At 68.9% G+C, this 22868-nt stretch carries 22 protein-coding genes and 1 tRNA gene; 10 read left to right on the forward strand and 13 right to left on the reverse strand.

Features of this window, described 5'->3' with window-relative positions:
- The first annotated feature begins 13 nt into the window (after window positions 1–13).
- Window positions 14–637, forward strand: a complete 624-nt coding sequence (locus tag JWS14_RS22410; RefSeq protein ID WP_072938491.1) for a helix-turn-helix domain-containing protein — start codon at window positions 14–16, stop codon at window positions 635–637.
- A 61-nt stretch (window positions 638–698) separates the two neighbouring features.
- On the forward strand, window positions 699–1541 hold the full coding sequence (locus tag JWS14_RS22415) for an SGNH/GDSL hydrolase family protein (protein WP_206014394.1): 843 nt from the start codon (window positions 699–701) through the stop codon (window positions 1539–1541).
- Here the strand turns inward: JWS14_RS22415 and JWS14_RS22420 are convergent.
- Window positions 1513–3729, reverse strand: a complete 2217-nt coding sequence (locus tag JWS14_RS22420) for a glycosyltransferase family protein (RefSeq protein WP_206016153.1) — start codon at window positions 3727–3729, stop codon at window positions 1513–1515. The two genes, JWS14_RS22415 and JWS14_RS22420, sit on opposite strands and share 29 nt — an antisense overlap.
- 49 nt (window positions 3730–3778) lie before the next feature.
- On the opposite strand from JWS14_RS22420, the gene JWS14_RS22425 reads away from it, so the two are divergent.
- The 3 genes from JWS14_RS22425 (at window position 3779) to JWS14_RS22435 (ending at window position 8073) form a co-directional block, all read left to right on the forward strand.
- Window positions 3779–4582, forward strand: coding sequence for a glycosyltransferase (locus JWS14_RS22425; protein WP_206014395.1), 804 nt, complete (start codon window positions 3779–3781; stop codon window positions 4580–4582).
- 81 nt (window positions 4583–4663) lie between these two features.
- Complete coding sequence (locus tag JWS14_RS22430) at window positions 4664–6553, forward strand: glycosyltransferase (RefSeq protein ID WP_206014396.1); 1890 nt, start codon at window positions 4664–4666, stop codon at window positions 6551–6553.
- The gene (locus tag JWS14_RS22435; protein ID WP_095862859.1) at window positions 6550–8073 is read left to right on the forward strand and encodes a glycosyltransferase family 39 protein; all 1524 of its coding nucleotides are present in this window, start codon (window positions 6550–6552) and stop codon (window positions 8071–8073) included. Before JWS14_RS22430 ends, JWS14_RS22435 begins: the two co-directional genes overlap by 4 nt.
- Here the strand turns inward: JWS14_RS22435 and JWS14_RS22440 are convergent.
- The 6 genes from JWS14_RS22440 to JWS14_RS22465 all read right to left on the reverse strand — a co-directional run bounded on the left by JWS14_RS22440 (window position 8045) and on the right by JWS14_RS22465 (window position 13563).
- Complete coding sequence (locus JWS14_RS22440) at window positions 8045–8920, reverse strand: class I SAM-dependent methyltransferase (RefSeq protein WP_206014397.1); 876 nt, start codon at window positions 8918–8920, stop codon at window positions 8045–8047. The genes JWS14_RS22435 and JWS14_RS22440 overlap by 29 nt on opposite strands.
- Before the next feature lie 65 nt (window positions 8921–8985).
- Window positions 8986–10068 (reverse strand): ribosome small subunit-dependent GTPase A, encoded by a 1083-nt coding sequence (rsgA, locus tag JWS14_RS22445; RefSeq protein WP_206014398.1) that lies wholly within the window; start codon window positions 10066–10068, stop codon window positions 8986–8988.
- Window positions 10069–10240: 172 nt separating this feature from the next.
- Window positions 10241–11152, reverse strand: coding sequence for a galactofuranosyltransferase GlfT1 (gene glfT1, locus JWS14_RS22450; RefSeq protein ID WP_206014399.1), 912 nt, complete (start codon window positions 11150–11152; stop codon window positions 10241–10243).
- Window positions 11149–12045: a galactan export ABC transporter ATP-binding subunit Wzt/RfbE gene (gene wzt / locus JWS14_RS22455; RefSeq protein WP_072938429.1), complete on the reverse strand. Its 897-nt coding sequence runs from the start codon at window positions 12043–12045 to the stop codon at window positions 11149–11151. Before wzt ends, glfT1 begins: the two co-directional genes overlap by 4 nt.
- Window positions 12046–12054: 9 nt before the next feature.
- On the reverse strand, window positions 12055–12927 hold the full coding sequence (gene wzm / locus JWS14_RS22460) for a galactan export ABC transporter permease subunit Wzm/RfbD (RefSeq protein ID WP_005248784.1): 873 nt from the start codon (window positions 12925–12927) through the stop codon (window positions 12055–12057).
- Window positions 12928–12975: 48 nt separating this feature from the next.
- Window positions 12976–13563: a bacterial proteasome activator family protein gene (locus JWS14_RS22465; RefSeq protein ID WP_206014400.1), complete on the reverse strand. Its 588-nt coding sequence runs from the start codon at window positions 13561–13563 to the stop codon at window positions 12976–12978.
- Between the two features lie 132 nt (window positions 13564–13695).
- On the opposite strand from JWS14_RS22465, the gene JWS14_RS22470 reads away from it, so the two are divergent.
- Window positions 13696–14898: a cysteine desulfurase-like protein gene (locus tag JWS14_RS22470; RefSeq protein ID WP_012691164.1), complete on the forward strand. Its 1203-nt coding sequence runs from the start codon at window positions 13696–13698 to the stop codon at window positions 14896–14898.
- A 72-nt stretch (window positions 14899–14970) separates the two neighbouring features.
- On the opposite strand, the gene JWS14_RS22475 is transcribed toward JWS14_RS22470, so the two are convergent.
- Window positions 14971–15966: an NAD(P)H-quinone oxidoreductase gene (locus JWS14_RS22475; protein WP_072938423.1), complete on the reverse strand. Its 996-nt coding sequence runs from the start codon at window positions 15964–15966 to the stop codon at window positions 14971–14973.
- Between the two features lie 122 nt (window positions 15967–16088).
- On the opposite strand from JWS14_RS22475, the gene JWS14_RS22480 reads away from it, so the two are divergent.
- Complete coding sequence (locus JWS14_RS22480; RefSeq protein WP_072938420.1) at window positions 16089–16571, forward strand: MarR family winged helix-turn-helix transcriptional regulator; 483 nt, start codon at window positions 16089–16091, stop codon at window positions 16569–16571.
- A gap of 42 nt (window positions 16572–16613) precedes the next feature.
- Window positions 16614–16701, forward strand: a tRNA-Ser gene (locus JWS14_RS22485).
- Between the two features lie 52 nt (window positions 16702–16753).
- Here JWS14_RS22485 and JWS14_RS22490 read toward each other — a convergent pair.
- Genes JWS14_RS22490 through JWS14_RS51780 form a run of 4 tightly spaced genes read right to left on the reverse strand, consistent with a single transcriptional unit; the run spans window position 16754 to window position 19186 of the window.
- On the reverse strand, window positions 16754–17116 hold the full coding sequence (locus JWS14_RS22490; protein ID WP_095862863.1) for a TfoX/Sxy family protein: 363 nt from the start codon (window positions 17114–17116) through the stop codon (window positions 16754–16756).
- A gap of 2 nt (window positions 17117–17118) precedes the next feature.
- A complete protein-coding gene (locus JWS14_RS22495; protein WP_095862864.1) occupies window positions 17119–17910 on the reverse strand; it encodes a VOC family protein in 792 nt (263 codons plus the stop codon).
- 26 nt (window positions 17911–17936) lie between these two features.
- Entirely contained in the window at window positions 17937–18920 is a 984-nt protein-coding gene (locus JWS14_RS22500) for a TIGR03086 family metal-binding protein (protein WP_072938412.1), read from the reverse strand.
- Complete coding sequence (locus JWS14_RS51780) at window positions 18920–19186, reverse strand: ArsR/SmtB family transcription factor (protein WP_241031441.1); 267 nt, start codon at window positions 19184–19186, stop codon at window positions 18920–18922. Before JWS14_RS51780 ends, JWS14_RS22500 begins: the two co-directional genes overlap by 1 nt.
- A 142-nt stretch (window positions 19187–19328) precedes the next feature.
- Between JWS14_RS51780 and JWS14_RS22510 the strand changes: the two genes are divergently transcribed.
- The gene (locus JWS14_RS22510) at window positions 19329–19961 is read left to right on the forward strand and encodes a maleylpyruvate isomerase family mycothiol-dependent enzyme (protein WP_072938407.1); all 633 of its coding nucleotides are present in this window, start codon (window positions 19329–19331) and stop codon (window positions 19959–19961) included.
- Window positions 19962–20116: 155 nt separating this feature from the next.
- Window positions 20117–21118, forward strand: a complete 1002-nt coding sequence (locus JWS14_RS22515) for an alpha/beta hydrolase (RefSeq protein ID WP_206014401.1) — start codon at window positions 20117–20119, stop codon at window positions 21116–21118.
- Window positions 21119–21127: 9 nt separating this feature from the next.
- On the opposite strand, the gene JWS14_RS22520 is transcribed toward JWS14_RS22515, so the two are convergent.
- Window positions 21128–22825, reverse strand: coding sequence for a bifunctional metallophosphatase/5'-nucleotidase (locus JWS14_RS22520; RefSeq protein ID WP_206014402.1), 1698 nt, complete (start codon window positions 22823–22825; stop codon window positions 21128–21130).
- Between the last annotated feature and the right edge of the window lie 43 nt (window positions 22826–22868).

The following is a 22868-nucleotide window of genomic DNA, read 5'->3' on the forward strand; positions in this document are numbered from 1 at the left end:
CCAGTGTGGCAACATGGGTGGTGTGAACGACGACCTACCCGATCTGGACGGTGTCCTCGACGCCGTGGGACCGCGGCTCAAAGCACTGCGGCAGCAGCGCGGCGCGACCCTCGCCCAGCTCTCCGAGTCCACCGGGATCTCGGTGAGCACGCTGTCGCGGCTGGAGGCCGGCCAGCGCAAACCCACCCTCGAACTGATGCTGCTGCTGGCCCGCGCCCACCAATTGCCCCTGGACGAACTGGTCGACGCACCCGCCACCGGCGACCCCCGCGTCCACCTGCGGCCCCTCGACCGCAACGGCACGACGATCATCCCGCTCACCCGCAGGCCCGGCGGGATCCAGGCGTTCAAGCACGTGATCCCGCCGGGCGACCCGACCGCGGTACCGAACCTGCAGGTCCACGAGGGTTACGAATGGCTGTACGTCCTGTCCGGCCGGCTGCGACTGCTGCTCGGCGAACACGACGTGATCCTGACGCCGGGGGAGGTCGCGGAGTTCGACACCCATGTGCCGCACTGGTTCGGCAATCCCGGACCGCAGCCGGTGGAGATCCTCAGCCTGTTCGGTCCCCAGGGCGAGCGGGCGCACGTCCGGACCGTCCCGCGGGGAACGGCGTCCGGCACCGACCGTCGGTAGAATTCGTGCGGACCGGTGACGAGCGCTACCTCCGAGGCGCAGGACGTGATGGGGAGGCCCCGTGCGACGCTGGATTCTCGGTGTTCCCGTAGCGGTTCTGATTCCGCTCCTCGCCGGCTGCTCCACGTCGACGGCACCGCCGGTGGCGCAGCCGGAGTCGCCCGCGGTCGCGACCCTGGTGGGCCTGGGCGATTCGATCCCGGCCGGTGACGGATGCCCCGGATGCACGCCGTTCGTGGAACTGTTCGGCGATCAGCTGTCCGGCGACACGGCGCTGCCCGTCCAGGTGGCCAATCTGGGTGTCGGGGGCTGGACCAGCACCGACCTGCTCGATTCCCTCGAACCCGGTGCATACGACGCCGACGCCGTGGGTGCCGCCGATCTCGTCACCGTCACGATCGGCGCCAACGACTTCTACACCGAACTCGACGACTACCTGGACGGCGACTGCGGCGGCGACGACGGGCTCGGCTGCTTCGCGCCGGTGCTGCCGCAACTGCAGACCACGTTGACGTCCGTGCTCGACCGCATCACCGAACTGCGGGCCGGTCAGCCGACCGCGGTGCTGGTCACCGGGTACTGGGACGTCTTCCCGGACGGCGACGTGGCCCGCGAGTTGTACGGCCCGCAGTTCCTGCGGGACAGCGCCGCGCTGACGTTGCGCGCCAACGACGTCATCTCGGAGGTCGCGGGCTCGGAGGGCGCCACGTACGTCGACCTGTTCAGCACGTTCAAGGGAACGTGGGGCGACGGCGATCCCACCGGACTGCTGGCCGACGACGGCGACCACCCGAACCAGATCGGCCACCAGTTGATCGCCGACGCGTTGTCGTCCGCGGCGGTCGCGGGGTCCGGCTCCACCGAGGTGTCGGCGCTCACGTCGTCCGGGTGGTCGCCGCGCTGAGCTTCCGGCGGCGGACCACCGCGTCGACGACGGACAGGATCAGCACCACGACCGTCGCGGCCCCGAACGCCGCGACGGACAGGTTCTGCCGCGGCGGCCGGAACGTCACCACCAGTTCGTGGTCACCCGGCGGCACCGACACCTCGAGCAGACCGTGCCAGCCCGCGGTCGCGTCCACCGGCTCGCCGTCCACGGTGGCCGAGTAGCCGGGCCACGCGAGGCGGGCGAACGAGACGGTGCCGCCGCTGCCCGTCACCCGCACGGTCTCCGTCGCCGCTTCGGTGTCGGACGAGAGCACCCGGACGCCGTCGGACGCGAACGACACCCGCCCGGGCAGGGGCAGCGGCCGGTCGCGCTGCAGTACCGTCCGGGAGTCGCTGCGTTCGGTGACGTGCCAGCCGGGTGGGGGCGGTGCCGTCTCCACCTCGGGCACGAGGCGGTGCTCCACCACCAGCGTCGACACCCGCAGGTAGTCGATCAGCGGAATCGGAATGTCCGCGTTCACCGGCTGCCAGAGTGCCCCGTACACGCCGGGGCAGACGGCGCCTCGGTAGTCCATGCACAGGGCCTCCTGGAATTCGGTGAACCCGATGCCGGTGTACGCGTTGATGCTGCTCACCGCGGACGACGCCATGATCTCGTTGCCGAACAGGATCCGGCCTGCGGTGACGTCCTCGGGGGAGGTGTCGCCGAGGTCGGCGAGTTGCAGGACGGTGCCCTGGTAGCGGTCGGTCTGCGCGGACAGCAGCGACGTGCTGGACGGGTCGACGCGGCTGCCGCGGTCGACGTCGTGGGTGAGGGACCAGACCTGCGCGGCGGTCACCGCCACCGTTCCCAGAACGAGAGCGGCGACGAGACCGCTCGGGCCCAGGGTGCGCCAGGCGACGTACGCGATCGCGCACAGCGCCGCGACGAGCAGCGTGAACAGCGCATGCCTGCCGGTCAGGGCCGGGGAGGACGCGAACGCCAGATAGAAGCCCAATGCGATCAGCACCGCCGACGCCGTCGCCCGCCGGCGCACCCGGTCACGGGCAAGGCCCAGCGACAGCGCGAGCGACAGACCGATCACCACGCACAGGTAGAGGTATTCGACCAGCCGGATCGGCCAGCGGAACATTCCGACGTTCGACGGTCCGAACGTGAAGAGGAAGTAGACGACCGTGATGATCGCGAGGCTGACGAGCGGTCGCCCGTGCGCGCGGCGGAACCCCGGGGACGCGAACAGCGCGCGGATCCGGCCCCACGGCAGCCACGGCAGCAGCGGCAGCACGAACCACGCGAGGTACAGCGACGGGATCACCTCGACGGGACCCCCGAACGTCATGATCACGGGGAGATACGACGGGCTGCTCATTCCCGCGGGCCCGCCGATCTGCGGCTGCAGGAACGTGTCGTTGAAGATGCCGGTGCTGCCTGCGCGGGTGGTGACGTCGACGCTGAGGAACAGCGGCAGGTACGTCACCAGCGCGGCGGTGCCCGCGCACGCGCCGGTGATCACGAGCACGAGCAACCGGAAGAACTCCCGCTGGACCAGGAGGCCGATCCCGAGGCCGAGGAGAATCACCACGGCGCCGAGCGCGGCGTACGGGTTGCCCATGCTCACCGTCAGCGCGCCGATCAGGAACGTGATCAGCGGGTTCGTGCGGCCGCGCGAGAGACGGAGCGCCGACCACCAGAACAGCGTCACCCAGGCGATGGCCATCATCCCGGACGGCCAGCCCGCCGCCTCGTAGAACAGGGTGAAACCGCTGAACGGAATCGTCAGCCCGGCGAGGACAGCGGCACCGCGGCGGGCGCCGTATTCGCGGCACAGCAGATACGTGCCGAGGGCGAACAGCGCGAGGAACTCGGCCATGATCACGAACGACGCGACCGACAGGTTCTCGAACTTCGCGGCCAGCATGTAGTTGGCGAGGTTGACGGGGTTGTAGAGACCGTAGGCGGCCTCGCCCGCGTAGTTGCCACCGATCCAGGCGTCGGGATTGACGGCGAGCCACCGCCCGGCGAGCAGTTCCCCGCCGATCCGGTGCCAGGACGGCACGAACGATTCGAGCATGTCGCCGCCGTAGTAGAAGCGGTCGTACACGATCCGGGGAACCGTCGCGACGGTCGCGGCAGCCACCGCGACCGCGAGTGCCACCGCCCACTCCGGGACGCCGCGTATCGATCGGGTGAACGTCGAGGACACGGACGCGGAGGGTGCCACGGACTCCGAGCCTACGAGTTAGGCTGCGCCCGTGCGCCTTTTCGGTTGTTCCCACGACCAGAAAGGCGCACGTGCGCCGAAGGCGCTCTCCGTCGTCGTGCCCGCCTACAATTCCGCCGCCGTCATCGAGCAGACCGTCCGCCGGGTGGCCGAACGGCTGGCAGGCCACGACGTCGAGATCATCGTCGTCGAGAACGGCTCCACCGACGGCACCGTGGACATCTGCACCCGCCTCGTCGCGGACTGGGCGCCCGGGCAGGTGACGCTCACCGTCCTGCGGAGCGCGAAGGGCATGGGCAACGCATTGCGGACGGGCGCGGAGGCGAGTCGCGGCGCGCACGTGCTGCTCACCGCCGACGACCTGCCGTTCGGGTTCGACGACCTCGACGGCGCCGAGACGTTCGCCGCCGCCCACGACGGCCGCCTGCCCGAAGTCGTGATCGGGTCCAAGGCCCACCCCGACTCGCAGGTGCGGCGCGGCGCCCTCCGGGGAACCCTGACGTGGGGTTTCGCGGCGCTGCGCCGGGTGGTCCTCGGGATGCGCACCGGCGACCCCCAGGGCACCGTCCTGATGGACGGAGACCTGGTCCGCCGCCTCGTTCCCGACCTCGTCGAGCCCGGGTTCCTGTTCACCACCGAACTCGTCTACCTCGCGGAGCGCGCAGGCCTCGTCCCGGTCGAGGTGCCGGTGCGTCTGAGCGCCGACCACGACAGCCACGAAACCCGCATATCCAGGGCCGATGTGCTCGCGATGGGGGTGGGACTGTTCCGGCTGCGGGCCCGTCACCGGGACGGAGGTCGCCTCGCATGGTCGGGGAGCGCGCCGCGAGGTTGATACCCTGCGAACCGAGAAGAGGATCGTGCCGTCGCGTTGGTGCGGTCCAGCCCACCTCTCGCGGGGAACAGTAGGAGCACTATGAACGAGTCTGCGTCGGTAGCACCTGTGGACGGGAGCACGGCCGCGGTCCGGAGTGCTCTCACCGAGCATCGCGCACCCGACCGCTTGGTGGTGGCGCGAGGTCTGTTCACGGGACCGACCACCCGGGTGAAGGACGACCTGTACGCCAGGATCGTCAAGGGCCGCGCCCACCGCGAGCGGCACGTCGTGCACCTCGAGAAGGGTGCGACGGTCGACACCGACACCTACTTCGGCCGGTTCGCGGCCAGCTACTACCAGCGCTGGACCACGGTCACCGACGTGACCGTCGGTTTCCGCCACGAGGCCGACGGCCGCGCCGTGGTGGCGCTACGCGGCTCCGATTCGGGCGGCAACTCCCGCATCCTGTCGACGACGGAGATCGACGGCACGGGCACGGCGACGCTGTCCGCGAAGCTTGACGCCTATCTCGACGGCGGCTCCCTGTGGGTGGAGTTCACCGCCGTCGACGGCGCCCTCGCCGTGAGTGAACTGGAGTGGACCGTCGCCACGCCGTCGGTGATCCGTCCCGCCGCGATCGCGATCTGCACGTTCAACCGCGCCGACGACTGCGCCGAGACCGTCGCCGCCATCGCGAACGACCCGACGATGGCGTCCGGCATCGACGCCGTGTACGTCGTCGACCAGGGCAGCGACCACGTGTCGGACCGGGAGAAGTTCACCGAGGTCGCCGAGATCCTGGGCGACAAACTCGTCTACTTGCGACAGCCGAACCTGGGCGGGGCCGGCGGCTTCACCCGCGGCATGTACGAGGTGTCGGGCATCAACGAGCACGCCAACCTGATCCTGATGGACGACGACATCCTGTGCGAGCCGGAGTCGATCCTGCGGATGAACGCGTTCGCCAACGTCACCACCGAGCCGACGCTCGTCGGCGCGCAGATGCTGTACCTGATGAACCCGGAGCACCTGCACGTCAGCGCGGAGGAAGCGGACCTGTCGAAGCTGAAGGCGGGCCGCTGGGCGGCCGGGTCGCGGCACGACATCAACCTGCTGAAGAAGAAGCAGCACAAGCGCGTCGACGCCGGCTACAACGCGTGGTGGTCGTGCCTGATCCCGGCCGAGGTGGTCGCGCAGATCGGGCTCCCGCTGCCGATGTTCTTCCAGTGGGACGACATCGAGTACGGCATTCGCGCCCGCGCGGCCGGATTCGTCACGGTCACGCTGCCCAACGCCGGTGTGTGGCACGCGGACTTCCACTGGAAGGACCGCGACGACTGGGCCAAGTACTTCAGCATCCGCAACTCGCTGATCGCCGCCGCGCTGCACAGTGACTTCGACGCGAAGTCGCTGAGCAAGATGATGACGCGGGAGATCACCCAGTACCTCGTGTCGATGCAGTACGGGTTGGCGTACACCATGATCCGCGGTATCGAGGACTTTCTCGAGGGGCCGAAGGTGCTCGAGGACGGCGGTCAGGCCGTGCTGGCGGCGATCCGGGAGGAACGCAAGCGGTTCCCCGAAACCGTCAAGCATCCCGCGACGAACATCCCCGGTGTCCGCAACTCCGACCTCGTCACCCGGTATGCGGGTTTCGAGCCGGACAAGAGCAAGATCGACCTCGTCCTCGCCAAGCGTGCGGCGTACCAGTGGCTCGGCCGCACCCAGCACGGTGTCGCGAGTATTCCTGTGGCCGAGGCGCACTGGTGGCACGTGTCGCTGTTCGACACCGCCGTCATCACCGACGCGTCCCAGTCCGGGGTGCGGGTGCGCCGCCGCGACAAGGAGACCGCGCGCGAACTCACGGCCCGGACCGCGAAGCTGATGAAGCGGTTCCGCGAGGATGCGGCGTCGACGCAGCGCCAGTACCGGGATGCGTTGCCGCAGCTCACCAGCCGGGAGAACTGGGCTCGCCTGTACGGTCAGTGACGTTGCCCGGACCGTCGCCGGCCCGCGATGTGCGTGGGCTGTCCCGGGATTCGCTGCTCGTCTTCGCTGTCGGTGTGCTGCTCGGTGCGGCGTGGAGTTGGCGTCCGTCGTTCTGGTACGACGAGGTCGCGACGCTGTATTCGAGTCAGCGGTCCCGGCCGGACCTGTCGAATCTGCTCGGCCACATCGATGCCGTGCACGGTCTGTATTACGTCGCGATGCGCTATTGGTTCGCGGTGTTCGGGGCCTCGGAGTTCTCGGCGCGGTTCCCGAGCGCCCTGGCCGTGGGCGCCGCGGGCGCGGGTGTGGTGGTGCTCGGTGCGCTGATCTCGACCCGGCGGGTGGCGGTGCTGTCCGGGCTCCTGTTCGTGGTCCTGCCCAGCGTCACGTGGGCGGCCGCGGAGGCCCGCGGATACGCGGCCACGGCGGCGGCCGCGGTCTGGCTGACCGTGATTCTCCTTGCGGCACTGAGACTCCGGCGGTGGTGGCTGTGGGCGTTGTACGCCGCGGGCCTGGCGGTGTCGATCGTGCTGTTCGTCTACCTCCTCACGCTGGTGCCCGCGAACCTGCTGACGCTCCTGCTGCTGCGTGCGGCCCGGCGGTCCTGGCTCGGATGGGGGTCGGCGACGGCGGTGGGGATGGTGGTCGCGGCGCCGTTCGTGGCGCTGGTGCGCCGGGAAGCCGTCCAGGTGGCGTGGATCCCGCCGCTCGACCGCAACCTGCCGCGGGCCGTGGCCGAGTACCAGTGGTTCGTCGGCGCACCGTGGTTCGCCGTGCTGTTCGCCGTGCTCGTGGTGGCCGGGGCGGTGGCCCTGGTGCGCGGTCACCGGCTGCCGCCGGCGCTGTCCGTCGCGCTGCCGTGGGTCGCGGTGCCGATGGCGCTGCTGCTCGCCTACTCGCTGCTGCGCAGCCCGGTGTACCTTCCGCGGTACTTCACGTTCACGACGCCGGCGGTGGCCCTGATCGGCGGGCTGTGCCTGGCCGCGCTGACCCGGAAATGGTGGCAGTCCGCCGCGGTGCTGGCCGTGCTCGCGGTCGCCGCGTCGCCGGGCTACGTCGCCCAGCGCGAACAGTGGGCGAAACCCAGCGGTATGGACTTCAGCACCGTCAACGTCTTCGCCGGGCAGCACCTCCGGCCCGGTGACTGCGTGCTGTTCGACAAACCGGCGTGGAACCCCACGTCGCTGCGGCTCGTCAAGGACGTGCGGCCGGAGGCGTTCGACGGGACCCGCGACATCGGGCTCGGGACCACCGCCGCGAGCCGGGGGTCGCTGTGGGACGACGAACTCGCCGTCCCGGACCTCGCCGGCGCGCTCGACTCCTGCTCCGTGGTCTGGTTCTTCACCGACTACGAACGCGACAGCGAGCGCATCATCCGGCACACGTCCAACGAGGTGTGGACGCTGCCGCCGTACCACTTCGAGGACACCGAGGCGTTCGCCGCGCTCGCCCGGTCCGGGCTGCGGATCGACGACCGCGCGACGTTCAACGTCACCCAGGCGGTGAAACTGGTGCGGTGATCCGCACGACCACCTGCTCGTGGTTGGCGGTGTAGCTGAGGTACTCGAATCCGACGTCGGTGCGGTCGACGAACTCCGTCCACGCCCGGTACTCGTGCTCCTGCCAGCCGGGGAAGTTGAAGAACTCGTCGAACACGATCACCGTGCCCGCGACGAGCCGTTGTTCGAGCCGGTCGAGCACCGACTTCGTCGACGAGTACAGGTCGGCGTCGAGATGCACGAACGACGCCGGTCCGGGATGCTTCTCGAGGAAGCCCGACAGCGTGTCCTCGAACAGCCCGGGCACCAGCTCCGCGCCGCGTACCTTGGGCAGTTTCTCCTGCGCGAACTCCCCGGCCGGGAACCCGGTGCGCCACGTCTGCGGCAGACCGGAGAACACGTCGAACCCGAACACCTCGTGCTCGGCGTCCTTCAACTCTTCGACGATGATCCGGAGCGTCGTGCCCGACGCCACCCCGAACTCGAGCGCCAGCCCCTCGACCTCCACCTGCGACAGCCCGTACCGCAACGTGTCCTGCGGATTCCAGAACACAGGCGCCTTCGGCATGTGCTCGAGCACGAACTCCGCGGCCTCCTTCGTGGCCCGCACGTCCAGCGCCTGGGTGATGTCGCGGCGGGCCTGCTGCTCGAGTTCGCCGAGCCGCTGCTGGACGTCGGAGATCTCCATGCGGGCATCGGACAGCTCGGACAGCACCCGGGCCAGTTCCTGGTTGGTCGCGGTCAGCTCGGCAAGGGTCTGGTCGTGCTGGTTCTCGGTGAGCTCGCGGGAGCGCCGGTCGGACTCGGCGACCACCTCGGACATGGCACGTTGAAACTTCAGACGGGCCTTTCTCCGAAGATCGAACATAGCCCCATGTTGCCACCCGCATCCCGGCTCAGGGAGTCAACCGGGATGCGGGTCGTTTACCCAGATCAGTGACCGCGACTGCGGTACATCTGGCGTTGCCGACGGGCGATGGTCTTCCACTCGCGCTCCCGCTCGGCCCGCAGCCGTGCGTCGGTGCGGGACGCGATCCACCCGTTCTCGCGAATCAGCTTGCGGTAGCTGGCGAGTCTGCGTTCGGGTAGTTCGCCGCCCGCCACCGCGCCCTGGACCGCGCACCCGGGTTCGGCTTCGTGCGAGCAGTCCGCGAACCGGCACTGCGCCGCGAGTTCCTCGATCTCGGGGAACGTCTTGTCGATGCCGTCGGCCGCGTCCCACATGCCGACGCCCCGCAGTCCCGGCGTGTCGATCAGAGCGCCGCCGGACGGCAGTGGCAGAAGTTCCCGGTGTGCCGTCGTGTGCCGTCCCTTGTTGTCGCCCTCGCGGACGCGTCCGGTGGCGAGCACGTCCTCGCCGAGCAACGCGTTCGCGAGCGTCGACTTGCCCGCGCCCGACGGTCCGATGAGGGCGACGGTCCCGTCGATCACTGCGGTGAGGATGTCGATGCCGTCGCCGGTATCGGCGCTCACCGCGACCACGGTCGCGCCCGGAGCCACCGCCGCCACTTCGGCGGTCGCGAGGGAAACGTCGTGCACGGTATCGGATTTGGTGAGGACGACCACCGGCTGCGCGCCGCTCTCCCACGACAGTGCGAGCAGTCGTTCGATGCGCCCGAGATCGAGGGCGGTGTCCAGTGCGGCGGCGATCACCACCGTGTCGACGTTGGCCGCGAGGAGTTGCCCCTCGGACCGGCCGGACGCGGACGACCGGACGATCGCGCTGCGCCGGGGGAACAGGTCGGCGACGGCGATGTCGTCGCCGTGCCGGTGGACCGTCACCCAGTCGCCGGTGCAGAGCGTGTGCTCGCCGGCGAGGGCGCGGACGACGCCGGCGGGCGCGGCGACGTCGCAGCGACCGCGGTCCACGCGGATCACCCGCCCGGGCTCGCTGCCGTCGGCCGGGTAACTGTCGAAGGTGTCGGAAAGTGTGTCGTTCCAGCCGTAGGGCAGGAGGTGTCCGGAATCGAACATGATGGGTGTGATCCTCGGGTCGATGAGTGCCGACCGGACCACTGCGCGGGTTCGGTCAGGCGAGGGGGAAGGGGGAGTGGACGCACGCGGCGTCGACCGACGAGACAGTCATCGGACACTCACTCCTTCGCAGCACCTGAGGGTCGAAACACTGGGGTCTATCGACCGGAACCCCACGATGCTCCCACCCGGCGGAACCCGGGCGCAACCGAATTTACGGCCGCTCGAACCGCTCCTGACGGCCCAGCTTGCGCAGCCGCATCCACTCCCGCAGCCCCTGCGGATCACGCCGCGTGACGAGGAAATACCACCCGAACCGCACCCACTCCTGCGGCAGCAGCTTCCGCATGCCCGGCTGCGACAGCAGATAGCCGCGGTTGCGGTAGGTGAAGAACCGTTTCGTCTCGTTGTCCGGGTACTGCGTGTGCATCCGGCCGCCGAGGATCGGCTTGAACTCCTCCGCGCCGTTCGGGTGCACGTACGCCGTCTGCAGGCAGGTGCCGAACGGCAGCCCCGACCGCACCAGCCGGCGATGCACCTCCACCTCGTCGCCGCGGACGAACAGCCGCAGGTCGGGGACACCGACCGTGTCGATCGCCGACGCCCGGAACAGGGCGCCGTTGAACAGCGACGCGATGCCGGGAAGCAGGTCGGCCGAGTCGTCGCCGTCGGCGAACAGTTCGGACCGCAGCCGACGCCACTCCACGCCGCGGCGCAGCGGGAACGCGAGACGGTCGGGGTCGTCGATGTCACAGACCACGGGCGACACCTCGGCCAGCCCGTGCCGCTCGGCGCAGTCGAGCAGCGTCTCCAGGACCTTCGGCCCCTCGGGCCTGCCGTCGTCGTCGGCGAGCCACACCCAGTCGGCGCCGAGCGAGAGGGCGTACAGAATCCCCAGGGCGAAGCCGCCCGCCCCGCCCAGATTGTGCTGCGACCCGAGGTAGCTGGTGGGGATCCCTGCCGATTCGACGAGTGCGCGCACGTCGTCCTCGGCGGCGTTGTCCACGACCACCAGATGGTCCAGCGGACGCGTCTGTGAGCCGAGGACCTTCAGCGACTCCGCCAGCAGTTCGCGGCGTTTGTGGGTGACGACGACGCCGACGATCCGCTCGGCAGCAGCGCTCACGCGGACTCCGCCTCGGCTTCCGCGACCGTGCGAACGGGACGCTCGTTCGATCTGTCGCTACGGACGTCCCGTTCGGCCGAGGCGCTCAGCCCGGACTTCTCCCGGTCCATCTCGTAGATGACATGGCGGACGTGGTCGGCGGCGTCGTCGCCCTCGTACGCGCGGACGACGTCCTCGATGCCGCCCTCCTGCCGGACCTGACCGTGGTCGATCCACATGGCCCGGTCGCAGAGCTGGGCGAGGAACTCGTTGGAGTGGCTGGCGAACACCAGGATGCCGGACCGCTCCACCAGCGCCTGCAGCCGTACGCGCGCCTTCTTCATGAACTCCGCGTCGACGGCGCCGATGCCTTCGTCGAGCAGCAGGATCTCCGGGTCGATGCTGGTGACCACGCCCATCGCGACGCGCACGCGCATACCGGTGGAGTACGTGCGCAGCGGCATCGACAGGTACTCGCCCAGTTCGGTGAACTCGGCGATCTCGTCCATCTTCGCGAGCATCTGCTTACGGGTCTGCCCGAGGAACAGCCCGCGGATGATGATGTTCTCGTAGCCGGAGATCTCGGGGTCCATGCCGACACCGAGGTCGAAGACCGGCGCCACGCGGCCGCGGATGCTCGCGCTGCCGCGGGTGGGCTCGTAGATGCCGGACAGCAGGCGCAGCAGCGTCGACTTGCCGGCACCGTTGTGGCCGACCAGACCGATCCGGTCGCCTTCCTTCAGCGACAGGTTGATGTCGCGCAGGGCCTCGACCACCACGACGTCCGAGTTGTTGCGCCCGATGGATCCGCCGGCCTTGCCGAGGAACGCCTTCTTCAGCGATCGGGACTTGGCGTCGAAGATCGGAAAGTCGACGCAGGCGTTCCGCGTCTCGATGCTCACGTGTTCTGTCATGGCAAACCCCTATACCCAGTAGGGCACGCGGGCCCGGTACTTGCGAAGCGCGAGGATGGCGGCGGTCCACCCGACGACGGTGATGGCCAGCACGATGTACCAGTGGTACGCCTGCTGGTCCTGGCCGATCATCGGCGCGCGCACGATGTCGAGGTAGTGGAACAGCGGGTTCAGCTCGGCGAGCTTGACGCGCTCGGCGGCCTGACCGCCCTGCGCCTCGAGGCTCTGCGTGGTCCACATGATCGGTGTCAGCACGAACAGCAGCAGCGTCATGCTGCCGAGGATCGGCGCGATGTCCCGGTAGCGGGTGGAGAAGATGCCGAACATGATCGACACCCACGCCGCGTTGACGACGATCAGTGCGATCGCGGGAATCGCGGCCAGCGACATCCAGGTCAGGTGCCGCCACACCCCGAACGCGAACAGCATGATCACGTAGATGACGAGGTTGTGGGCGAACAGCAGCAGCTGCCGCCACACCAGCCGGTACACGTGGACGCTCAGCGCCGACGGTAGCTGTTTGATCAGCCCCTCGTTGGCGATGAACACCTCGGACCCCTCGAGGATGCTCGCGCTGATGAGGTTCCAGACGATCAGACCCACCGTGACGTACGGCAGGAACTCGTCCAGCGGGATGTCCAGCAGGGCCGAGTAGAGGATGCCCATCGCCGCGGCCTGCACGCCGGTGGCGATCGTGATCCAGAACGGGCCGATCACCGACCGGCGGTAGCGCTGCTTGATGTCCTGCCAGCCGAGGCTCAGCCACAGCTCGCGCTGAGCGAAGCCGTCCCTGAGGTCCTTGAACGCGCGACGGAAGGTCTGCGAATCGGACGCCGGGAGCGGGCCGCCTGCGGCCTCGGTTTCGATAGCGGATGCTGACACGGGCACCGAGCCTACCGGGAGTCGAGTTCCATGCTGTTTTGCCCGTTGCTACAGGTACTGGCCGGTACCGCTCGACTGCGATCCCGGATCGTTGTTGTGCGGCCCGTGCGGGTTGCCCATGCTGATGCCCGGAGGCAGGGCTCCCTGACGCATCTGCTCGAGCTGGGAGCGGGCCGCCATCTGCTGGGCGAACAGGGCCGTCTGGATGCCGTGGAACAGTCCTTCGAGCCACCCCACCAGCTGCGCCTGCGCGATGCGGAGTTCGGCGTCGGTGGGGACGGTGTCGTCGGTGAAGGGCAGCGTGAGGCGTTCGAGTTCCTCGCGCAGCTCGGGGGCCAGGCCCTGCTCGAGCTCGCGGATAGACGACTTGTGGATCTCCTTCAGCCGGTTGCGGCTGGCGTCGTCGAGCGGTGCCGCACGCACCTCCTCGAGGAGCTGCTTGATCATCGTTCCGATGCGCATGACCTTGGCCGGCTGCTCCACCATGTCGGCCACCGACTCGGCGCCGTTCCCGTTCTCGGCGGCTGCGGCGGCGTCGGAGCCCTCGGGCTTGCTCGCGGCCTCCGCGACGGGAATCGCCATGGGCTGACCGTCGGGACCGATCACGACTACGTGTTCATTCTCCGAGTTCGTCATGCCTCCATCTTGGCTGTTCCTGCGCGGCAGTGCGAAAGTGCGTCCGATTTGGCCCTTTCCCTCTTTGTTGCATTCGACAACAACCGATGGCTGGCTTCGACCGTATTGACTTGGGGTCTTAGAGTGTCGGGCATGGCTTACGACGTTGCCCGCGTTCGGGGACTCATCCCCTCACTCGGCGACGGTTGGATCCATCTCGATCCGCAGGCCGGCATGCAGATTCCGGACGCGGTGTCGCGCACTGTCTCCACGGCCTTCCGGGCTTCTGCCTCCTCGTCGACCGGACGACATGTGTCCAGCCGGCGCAGTGCGGCGGTTCTCGATGCGGCCCGAGCAGCCGTCGCCGACCTGGTCGGAGGCGATCCCGCCGGGGTCGTCCTCGGACCCGACCGATCCGTTCTCCTGGCCTGGCTGGCGGAGTCGCTGAGCACGCGACTCGGTCTCGGAACCGGGCTCGTGCTCTCCCGCCTCGACGAGGAAGCGAACGTGGCCCCCTGGCTGCGCGTCGCCAGCCGCTACGGCGCCCAGGTGCGGTGGGCGGAGGTCGAGATCGAGACCTGCGAACTCCCCAGCTGGCAGTTCCAGGACCTCATCACCACCACGACGCGCCTGGTCGCACTCACCGCGGCCTCCCCGATCGTCGGCTCGGCGCCCGACGTCCGCGTCGCCTCGGACCGCGTCCACGAAGTCGGCGGACTGATGGTCGTCGACGCGATCGGCGCCGCCCCCTACGCGCACGTCGACATCAACGAACTCGGTGCGGACGTCGTCGCCGTCGGCGCCACCTCCTGGGGCGGACCGCAGGTCGGGGCACTTGTGTTCCGCGACCCGTCGCTCCTCGACCGCATCCCGGCCGTGTCGCTCAACCCGTATGCGCGGGGTGTCGAACGTCTCGAGGTCGGGGTGCACCAGTTCGCGCTCCTCGCCGGCCTCACCACGTCGATCGACTTCCTCGCGAACCTCGACGAGTCGGCCACCGGTTCCCGGCGCGAGAAGCTCGAGGCGTCCATCAGCTCGCTGCAGAACTACCAGGACACCCTGTTCGACCACCTCATGTCCTCGTTGAAGCGGCTACCGCAGGTCATGGTCATCGGGCGGTCGCCGAGCCGGGTTCCGACGCTCAGCTTCACCGTCGCCGGAGTCTCGGCCGACAAGGTGGCGTCGCACCTCGCCGACAAGCGCATCGCCACCGTCAGCGGTGTCCACGGCGGCTCCCGGCTGCTCGACGCCCTCGGCGTCAACGACGAGGGCGGCGCCGTCACCATCGGTCTCGCGCCGTACACCACCCGCTACGAGATCGACCAGCTCGTGAACGAGCTCGCCACCCTCGGCTGAACACAGCCGGCCGGCCCGGTGTGACATTCGTTGCACCGGAGGGGAACGACGAATGTCACACCGGACGAAGCGTCAGTTCCGCGGGATCGTCAGGATCACCTTGCCGACGGTGTCGGCGGAGTCGAGCAATTCGTGTCCGCGCGGCGCCTCGGTGATCGGCAGTTCCGCCGAGACGATGGGATGCACCGCGCCCTCCGCGATCAGCGGCCACAACCGCTTGCGGACGTCGGCGACGATGTCGGCCTTGCCCTCGCGACCCGACTCGGGCCGCCCCCGCAGTCCCGCCGCCGTGACGTGGGCGCGTTTGGCCAGCACCTTGCCCAGGTCCAGTTCGCCCTTCCGGCCGCCCTGCATGCCGATGACGACGAGCCGGCCGTCGGCGGCGAGCACGTCGACGTTGCGGCCCAGGTACGCGCCGCCCATGTTGTCGAGGATCACATCGGCGCCGTGTCCGTCCGTCGCCTTGCGGATCTCGTCGACGAAATCGGCTTCCCGGTAGTTGACGAGGATGTCGGCGCCGAGTTCGCGGCAGCGCGCCAGCTTCTCCTCGGATCCGGCGGTGACGGCCACCCGGGCCCCCAGCGCGACGCCGACCTGGATGGCGTGGGTGCCGATGCCGCCGCCACCGCCATGGACCAGCAGCACGTCGCCGCGGGACAGTCCGGCGCCCATCACGACGTTCGCCCACACCGTGCACGCGACCTCCGGCAGCGACGCCGCGACGAGCAGATCGACGCCCTCGGGCAGCGGGAGAAGTTGTGACGCGGGGACGGCCACCTTCTCCGCGTACCCGCCGCCGGCCAGCAGCGCACACACCTGGTCGCCGACGGACCACCCGGACACTCCCTCGCCGAGTTCGGCGATGGTGCCGGAGCATTCGAGCCCGAGGATGTCGCTGGCCCCGGGCGGCGGGGGATAGAACCCCTGACGCTGCAGCAGGTCGGCGCGGTTGACGGCCGTCGCGGCGACGTCGAGGAGAACGTGACCGGGGGGAAGTTCCGGGTCCGGCTGCTCGGCCCACGTCATGACTTCGGGGCCGCCCGGCTGATCGATCGTGATCGCATACATGGGAACGACGCTAGCGAAACGCGGCGCCGTCCGGTGCCCGCGACCGGTCCGAGCGACCGCTCGGCCTCTTCGGACACCGCACGCTACTGGAAAGTAATGTCGCACTACTAGAATGTGAACCTGTGACAGCAGAAACCTCCGACGCCGAAGCCGCGACCAACTGGTTGACGCCGGCCGAGATGCGCGCATGGCGCGGCTACATGGACGGCAACCAGCGGCTGATGGACGTCCTCAACCGGGATCTGCAGGAGAAGCACGACCTCTCCCTCGCGGACTACCGGATTCTGGTGTTGTTGTCCGAGTCGCCGGACGGCTCGCTGCGCATGAGCGATCTCGCGGACGGCGTCCTCTCCTCCCGCAGCCGCCTCACCCACCAGATCCGGCGGATGGAATCGCAGGGCATGGTCACCCGCGACACCTGCCTCGAGGACGGCCGTGGGGTGCTCGCCGTCATCACCGACGAAGGTCGCGCCCGGCTCGCCGACGCGGCCCCCACCCATGTGGCCGGGGTGCGCAGCAACCTCGTCGATCTGCTCACCAAGTCTCAGCTCAAGGTTCTCGCCGAGGTGTTCGAACGCGTCGACAAGGCCATCGGCGACCGCTGACCGGTTGCCCGATGCCGCCTCCATACCGATAAGATCGCCCACGGAAGCGTGGCAGAGCGGCCGAATGCACTCGCCTTGAAAGCGAGCGTCGTGAAAGCGACCGGGGGTTCAAATCCCTCCGCTTCCGCCAACGACCGGCAGCCCCGACCTGGTTTCGCTCCAGGTCCGGGCTGCAGTCGTTTCTACTTCTTCCGCGGCTTCGGCTGCTTCGGCGGAAGTTCGGCGATCTCGGCGAGCGCGCGTTCGATCCACGGGGTGGCGAGGTCCGGGGTGTCCCGCCACCGGTCGGGCAGGGCCAGGTACTCGCGCATCGGCTTCTCACCCGGGCCGAAACCGCCGACGCCGTCGGCGGAGGCCAGTTCGGCCTTCGCCTGCTCGGTGAGGAGCCGCACCCCGACGCTCGGCCCGAGCAGCCCGGCGAACATGTTGCCGTTCACGAACGCGCCCAGATTGCCGAACATCGGCTTCACCTCGACGCCGGGGGTGTCGGGGATCAGCGAGCGGAAGAACTGCTTGTCCTCCTCGGAGGGTGTGGGCATCTTCACCGTTACTGATCCTGACGTTCCTCGGGCGTCATGATGCTGAACGTCGCGCCCTGCGGGTCGGTGACACCGGCCATGCGGCCGACGGTAGGGATGTCCATCGCTTCTTCGACGATCGTGCCGCCGAGTTCGACGACCTTGGCTGCGCTCGCGTCGACGTTCTCGACGGCGAAGTACACCCGCCAGTGGTTCGGCGTGCCCGGCGTCATCGGCTGACCGCAGCCACCGACCTGATCCTCGCCCACCTCCAGCAGGTGGTACGTGTACTCCGGCCCCATGGACATCGTCGACGAGGTGATCCCGAAGACGCTGTTGTAGAACGCGAGCGCCTTGTCGACGTCGCCGGTGTTCAGTTCGTTCCACAGGCACGCGCCCGGGTCGCCGACGAGCGAGGCGCCGATGTGCCTCTTCGCCTGCCACAATCCGACGGCCGCCCCGGTGGGGTCGGTGACGAAGGACATGCGGCCGGCGTCCGAGATGTCGAATGCAGGCATCAGCACCTGGCCGCCGGCGCCGGGGACCTTCGCGACCGTCGCGTCGACGTCGTCGACGGCGATGTACGTGTTCCAGTTCGCCGGCGCCCCGGCCTTCGCTGCCTCGGGCGGCAGCGGCGCGATGGCGGCGACGTTCTCGCCGCGCACCGTGGCCATCGAGTAGACGGGGCCCTCGGGCATCGGCCGGTCGTCGTACTTCCAGCCGAGCAGTTCCGCATAGAACTTCTTGGCCGCGTCCTGATCGCTGGTTTGCAGGTCTACCCAGCTCGGTGTTCCCTGGGCGTATTCCGACTTGATGGGCATGACTGGACCTTTCCGTGTGAGGGGTGTCAGGCCGCCGGGACGGGGTGGCGGCCGGTGTAGGCGATGAGCCGGGTCACCGCGTCGCTGGTGTGCGGGGCGGGTACGGGGTCGTCGAACCCGACGGCCTTCCTGCCTTCGGGCGAGATGATCTTGTGTGCCAACGCCAGCACGTATTCGGCGAGTGGCTCGGAAACGGCAACGTCGCCATCGGTCGCTGCCGCGAAATCCCAGGCATGGACCAGGAATTCGATCGACAGGATCCCCGCCGCGACGGTTGCGGGAGCGTTGTTCGGCCCGAGCGTCACGGTGCCGTCGAGGCCGCGATTGCGCCATGCCTCCAGTGCGGGCTGGGCGAGGTCGGCGATTCTGGCCTCGACGGGTTTGCCGGGGTCGTCGTCGAATGTCGCGCCCGCCGCGCCGCCGAGGGCGGTGATCGAACCGGCCAGGTGATCGGTGAGTTGCGAGACGGTGAACTCGGTGCACGGCGTCTGCTTGGACATGTCGTCCGCCGTGACGCCGCGCAGGACGTGTTGCACGACAGCCAATGTCGCCTCGGCGCTGGACAGTTCGTCGAGCGGGTCCGGTGCGGCCGCCCAGTCGTCGGGCCCGGCGTCGCTCGTCTGCGCGGCGGCGACGAGCCGGTCGAGGTAATGGTTCCAGCCCTCCGCGTGGCGGGCGGCCTGTTCGGCATCGAGCCCGTCGTGCACGAGGCGCACCTCGGTGCCGCCGGCGGTCGGGGTGAGAGTGACCGTCACGGTGGACGATCCCGGTGGGAGTTCCTCGTCGCCCTCCCAGCCCCACCCGAACACCACCCGCTTGCCGGGCACGACCTCCCGGAAGGTGCCCGCCGCCGAGTGCCCGGGAACGACGGTCCACCGGTACTCGCCGCCGGCCTGCAGGTCGACGCGGGCCGCGACGGTCTGCCACCGCCGCAAGCGGTCCGGTCTGGTGACGAGATCGAACGTGGCGTCGGGGTCCAGCGGGACGACGACGGTTTTGTCGAATGGCATCAGCTGTCTCCTTTGGGTCCTGCTTCGTCGGTGGCGTCCGCGACGAGGCGGTCGAGTTCGTCGATCCAGAAGGAGTCGAACAACATGCGGAGCTGTGCGAGTCCCTGAGGATCGAGCCGGTAGTACCTGAAGCGTCCGTCCTTGCGCGCGGTGACCAGTCCGGCCTCGGTGAGCACCCGGAGATGTTGCGAGATCGCAGACCGGCTCGCGGGGAAGTGTGCGGCGAGGTTGTTGACGGTCTGTTCACCTGCGGTCAGCAGTTGCATGAGGCGTCTCCGGGTGGGCTCAGCTGCGACTTCCAACTGATCGAGCACGATCAATACGTTAGTCGTGACTAACACGTTGTGCAATGGGTCTCGCCGCCGACGTCCTGAGGTGGGAGAATTCTTGGCGACGAGGGAGTGAAAAATGACAACGTCAAGCCCCTGGCCCACGATTCACGAAGAACGCCGCGCCCTGGTGGACGACCTCGAACCGCTGACCGACACTCAGTGGTCGACGCCGTCGCTCTGCGAGCGGTGGACAGTGCGGGACGTGTTCGCGCACATGACGGCGACGGAGAAGATGACGCCGCCGAAGTTCGTCGGAAAGCTCGTCGGGTCGGGATTTCGGATCAACACCATGTTCGAGAAGGACATCGCGCACGAAGAGGAAGGAACACCGGCGGAGGCGCTCGACGAGTTCCGGGCGCACATGGCCGACTCCACCCACCCACCGGGCCCGATCGACGCCATGCTGGGCGAGATGATCGTCCACGGCGAGGACATCCGCCGGCCGCTCGGCATCGCGCACGAGTACCCGATGGACGCCGTCGTCCGCGTCGCCGACTTCTACAAGAATTCGAACCTGCTGATCGGGTCGAAGTCGCGGGTCGCCGGGCTGACGCTGCGGGCCACCGACACCGACTGGACCACCGGATCGGGACCTGAGGTCTCCGGCCCGATGCTGGCGCTGGTGCTGGCGATGACGGGTCGGCGCGCCGCGCTCGACGAACTCAGCGGAGACGGTCTGGACCAGTTGAAGTCGGCCTTGCCCAAGTAGCGGTCGCGCAATCCGCAGCCGTGTGAACCGTGGTGACTACAACGTGATCACGGTGGAGCACGCAGCTGTCGCAAACCCTCTAAGCTCTTGTTGACCGGACGCATTTTGTACTGTGCAATCGGGGTCCACACAGTCCGGGGAAGAGGGTTTACTTTATGCGTCGCGAAGCAATGGCTGCTGTCGGTCTGGCAGTGTCACTGACCCTTCTGGGGCCGGCGTTCACTGCTGTGGCCGATCCGGCGCCCGCTCCGGTCGCGCCTCAGGGCAACGGCGTCGCGAGCGTCGACAAGATCGTCCCGCTCACCGATACCCGCAGCGCCGTCTTCATCAATTCCCCCGCCATGGGCCGCGTCGTGCAGGTCCAGGTCCTGCACCCGGCCGGTGGCGGCTCGCGGCCGTCGCTGTATCTGCTCGACGGCGTCAGCGCCGGCGCCGAGTCGGACTTCCGGGAAAGCACGTGGACGCAGAAGACGGACGTCGTCCAGTTCTTCGCCGACAAGAAGGTCAACGTGGTGCTCCCGGTGGGTGGCACCGCCAGCTATTACACCGACTGGCTGCAGCCCGACCCCACGCTGGGAATCAACAAGTGGGAGACGTTCCTGGCCAACGAACTCCCGCCCATCATCGACAAGAACTTCAGCGGCAACGGCGTCAACGCCGTCGCGGGTGTGTCGATGGGCGCGATGGGCGCCGCCAACCTCGTCACCAGGCACCCGCAGCTCTACCGCGGACTGGCGGCCTACAGCGGATGCCTCGACAACTCGAACCCCAGCTCGCGTGACTCGGTCCGCGGCACGGTGGCGTTCAAGGGCGGGAACCCGGCCAACATGTGGGGTCCCGACACCGATCCCGCCTGGACCGCTCACGATCCGTCGGTGAACGCCGAAGCGCTGCGCGGCAAGCAGATCTACATCTCCACCGGCAACGGTCTTCCCGGACCGTACGAGATCACCGGAGACATCGCGTCGACCATCGCGGTGGGCGGGCCCCTCGAGGCGGCGGCGAATCTCTGCACGCAGACGTTCCAGCAGCGCCTGACCCAGCTCGCGATCCCGGCGACGTTCACCTACCGCAACTTCGGCACGCATTCGTGGCCGTACTGGCAGGACGAACTGCGCACGTCGTGGCCGGTACTGAAGAGCGCGCTCGGCGTCTGACCGGCGTTCCTAGCCGACTACGGTGATCCGGTCGGTGTTCGGCGGCGTGACCGGTGAATTCGTTCCCAGATACGTCGTGAAGGCGTCGAGGTCGCAGCCCGCGTGCACCGCCTCGGTGCGGGTGCGGAAGGCGTCGAAGCCGTCGCCGCCGTCGGCGAGGAACTTGTTGACCGCCACCCGGTAGGAGACGGCGGGGTCGACTGCCTCGCCGTTCACCCGGAGGTCCGAGATGCGTTCGCCGACGATCGCCGAGCGATTCAGGGTGTACGTCAGCGAGTGAGACGGCGCCAGGATCCGTTCCGTGACCCTGCCGTCGCCGCGGGGCTGGAACTGCTGCTCCAAAGCGGCCTTCAGCACCGCGCCGGTGACGGTCAGGACCTCGAGGGTGTTGCCGAACGGTTGAGCGGCGTACGTCTGCCCGTAGGTGACGGCGCCGTCGGCGCCCCGCAGCAGGTCTTCGCGGAGCCCACCGGGGTTGGTGAGCGCCACCTGGGCGCCGTGCCCGGACCCGGCGGACAGCTGGGCGTCGGCGACGGCGTTCCCGAGGGTCGATTCACCGCTGCGGGTCTCGTCGCGGGTGAGGTCGCCGGACAGCGACGCCACCCGCGCCGCACCGACCCGGGAGGCCTGGGCGGCAGCGCTGTCGGCGAGCGCCTGGATGTCGGGGTCGGGCGGGATGTCGTGGGTGACCACCTGATTGAACGCGGACGCGCGGTCGCGCAGGACGTCGCGGGTGGTGCGGTCGATCGACACGTCGACCACGGAGATGATGCGGCCGTGGGACGCGCCCTGCATCATCACGCGCGGGTTCCCCATCGGGTCGGGAAACGAGCAGTTGTACTGCTGGTGGCTGTCGGCCGTGAAGATGACGTCGACCTTCGGGGACGCCCGCAGTGCGAGGTCGCGTGCCGGTCCCGACGTCACCTCGCACGAATTGGGGCCGTTGTCGGCGACGGGTTCGGCTCCCCTGTGCATCAGCAGCACGATGGCCCGCACGCCGAAGAAGTCGAGGAGATCCGCGGTCCGGTCGACGGCGGTGAGCTCGTCCGTGAAGCGCAGTCCGCCCACGCCCTCCGGTGTCACCATCGTGGCGGTATCGGCGGGCATGGTCGCGATGACCCCGACCGGGATGCCTTCCACGTAGTCGACGGTGAACGGCAGTGTCGCAGGTGCGCCGTCGTCGAACTCCATGTTCGCGGCGAGGAGCGGGAAGTCCGCGCCCGCGAACGTGTTTCCGAACCGGCAGCCGTCGACGGGATGGCAGCCGCCGGTCTGCATCCGCCGGAACTCCGTGTACCCCTCGTCGAGCTCGTGATTGCCGATCGCGGACGCGTCGACGCCCATTCTGTCGAGCAGCTGCACGGTCGGTTCGTCGTGAAACATCGCGGATTCGAGCGCCGACGACCCCCAGTTGTCGCCCACCGAATACAGCAGCGAACGGGTGGCCTGCCCGCGCAGCTGGGCGACGTAGGCGGCCAGGTAGGCGGCGCCGCCGGCCGGGACCAGCGAACCGTCGGCGTGCTTGACCTGGCTGCGGACGCCGGGCGGCGGTTGGAGGCTGCCGTGGAGGTCGTTGAAGGCGAGGAGCCGGACGGAGACCGCCGAATCCTGGGCCTGCGCCGTCGGCCCCGACGTCACCGAGATCGCCAGCGTCGTCGCCAGTCCGGCCGCCAGCACGGCGGTGCGGATCACGGCGCGGCGACGCATGTGCGGTCTCCCTTCGGCAAAACCTCACTGAGTCTGCCAACAA

The organism is Rhodococcus koreensis (assembly GCF_017068375.1).
Lineage (GTDB): Bacteria > Actinomycetota > Actinomycetes > Mycobacteriales > Mycobacteriaceae > Rhodococcus_F > Rhodococcus_F koreensis.

What these genes read in the sequence shown, in the direction of transcription:
- JWS14_RS22410 (WP_072938491.1), top strand. Translation starts at nt 14, where the DNA reads ATGGGTGGTGTGAACGACGACCTACCCGATCTGGACGGTGTCCTCGAC.
- JWS14_RS22430 (WP_206014396.1), top strand. Translation starts at nt 4,664, where the DNA reads ATGAACGAGTCTGCGTCGGTAGCACCTGTGGACGGGAGCACGGCCGCG.
- JWS14_RS22440 (WP_206014397.1), bottom strand. Translation starts at nt 8,920, where the DNA reads ATGTTCGATCTTCGGAGAAAGGCCCGTCTGAAGTTTCAACGTGCCATG.
- wzt (WP_072938429.1), bottom strand. Translation starts at nt 12,045, where the DNA reads ATGACAGAACACGTGAGCATCGAGACGCGGAACGCCTGCGTCGACTTT.
- JWS14_RS22465 (WP_206014400.1), bottom strand. Translation starts at nt 13,563, where the DNA reads ATGACGAACTCGGAGAATGAACACGTAGTCGTGATCGGTCCCGACGGT.
- JWS14_RS22470 (WP_012691164.1), top strand. Translation starts at nt 13,696, where the DNA reads ATGGCTTACGACGTTGCCCGCGTTCGGGGACTCATCCCCTCACTCGGC.
- JWS14_RS22475 (WP_072938423.1), bottom strand. Translation starts at nt 15,966, where the DNA reads ATGTATGCGATCACGATCGATCAGCCGGGCGGCCCCGAAGTCATGACG.
- JWS14_RS22495 (WP_095862864.1), bottom strand. Translation starts at nt 17,910, where the DNA reads ATGCCCATCAAGTCGGAATACGCCCAGGGAACACCGAGCTGGGTAGAC.
- JWS14_RS22500 (WP_072938412.1), bottom strand. Translation starts at nt 18,920, where the DNA reads ATGCCATTCGACAAAACCGTCGTCGTCCCGCTGGACCCCGACGCCACG.
- JWS14_RS51780 (WP_241031441.1), bottom strand. Translation starts at nt 19,186, where the DNA reads ATGCAACTGCTGACCGCAGGTGAACAGACCGTCAACAACCTCGCCGCA.
- JWS14_RS22510 (WP_072938407.1), top strand. Translation starts at nt 19,329, where the DNA reads ATGACAACGTCAAGCCCCTGGCCCACGATTCACGAAGAACGCCGCGCC.
- JWS14_RS22515 (WP_206014401.1), top strand. Translation starts at nt 20,117, where the DNA reads ATGCGTCGCGAAGCAATGGCTGCTGTCGGTCTGGCAGTGTCACTGACC.
- JWS14_RS22520 (WP_206014402.1), bottom strand. Translation starts at nt 22,825, where the DNA reads ATGCGTCGCCGCGCCGTGATCCGCACCGCCGTGCTGGCGGCCGGACTG.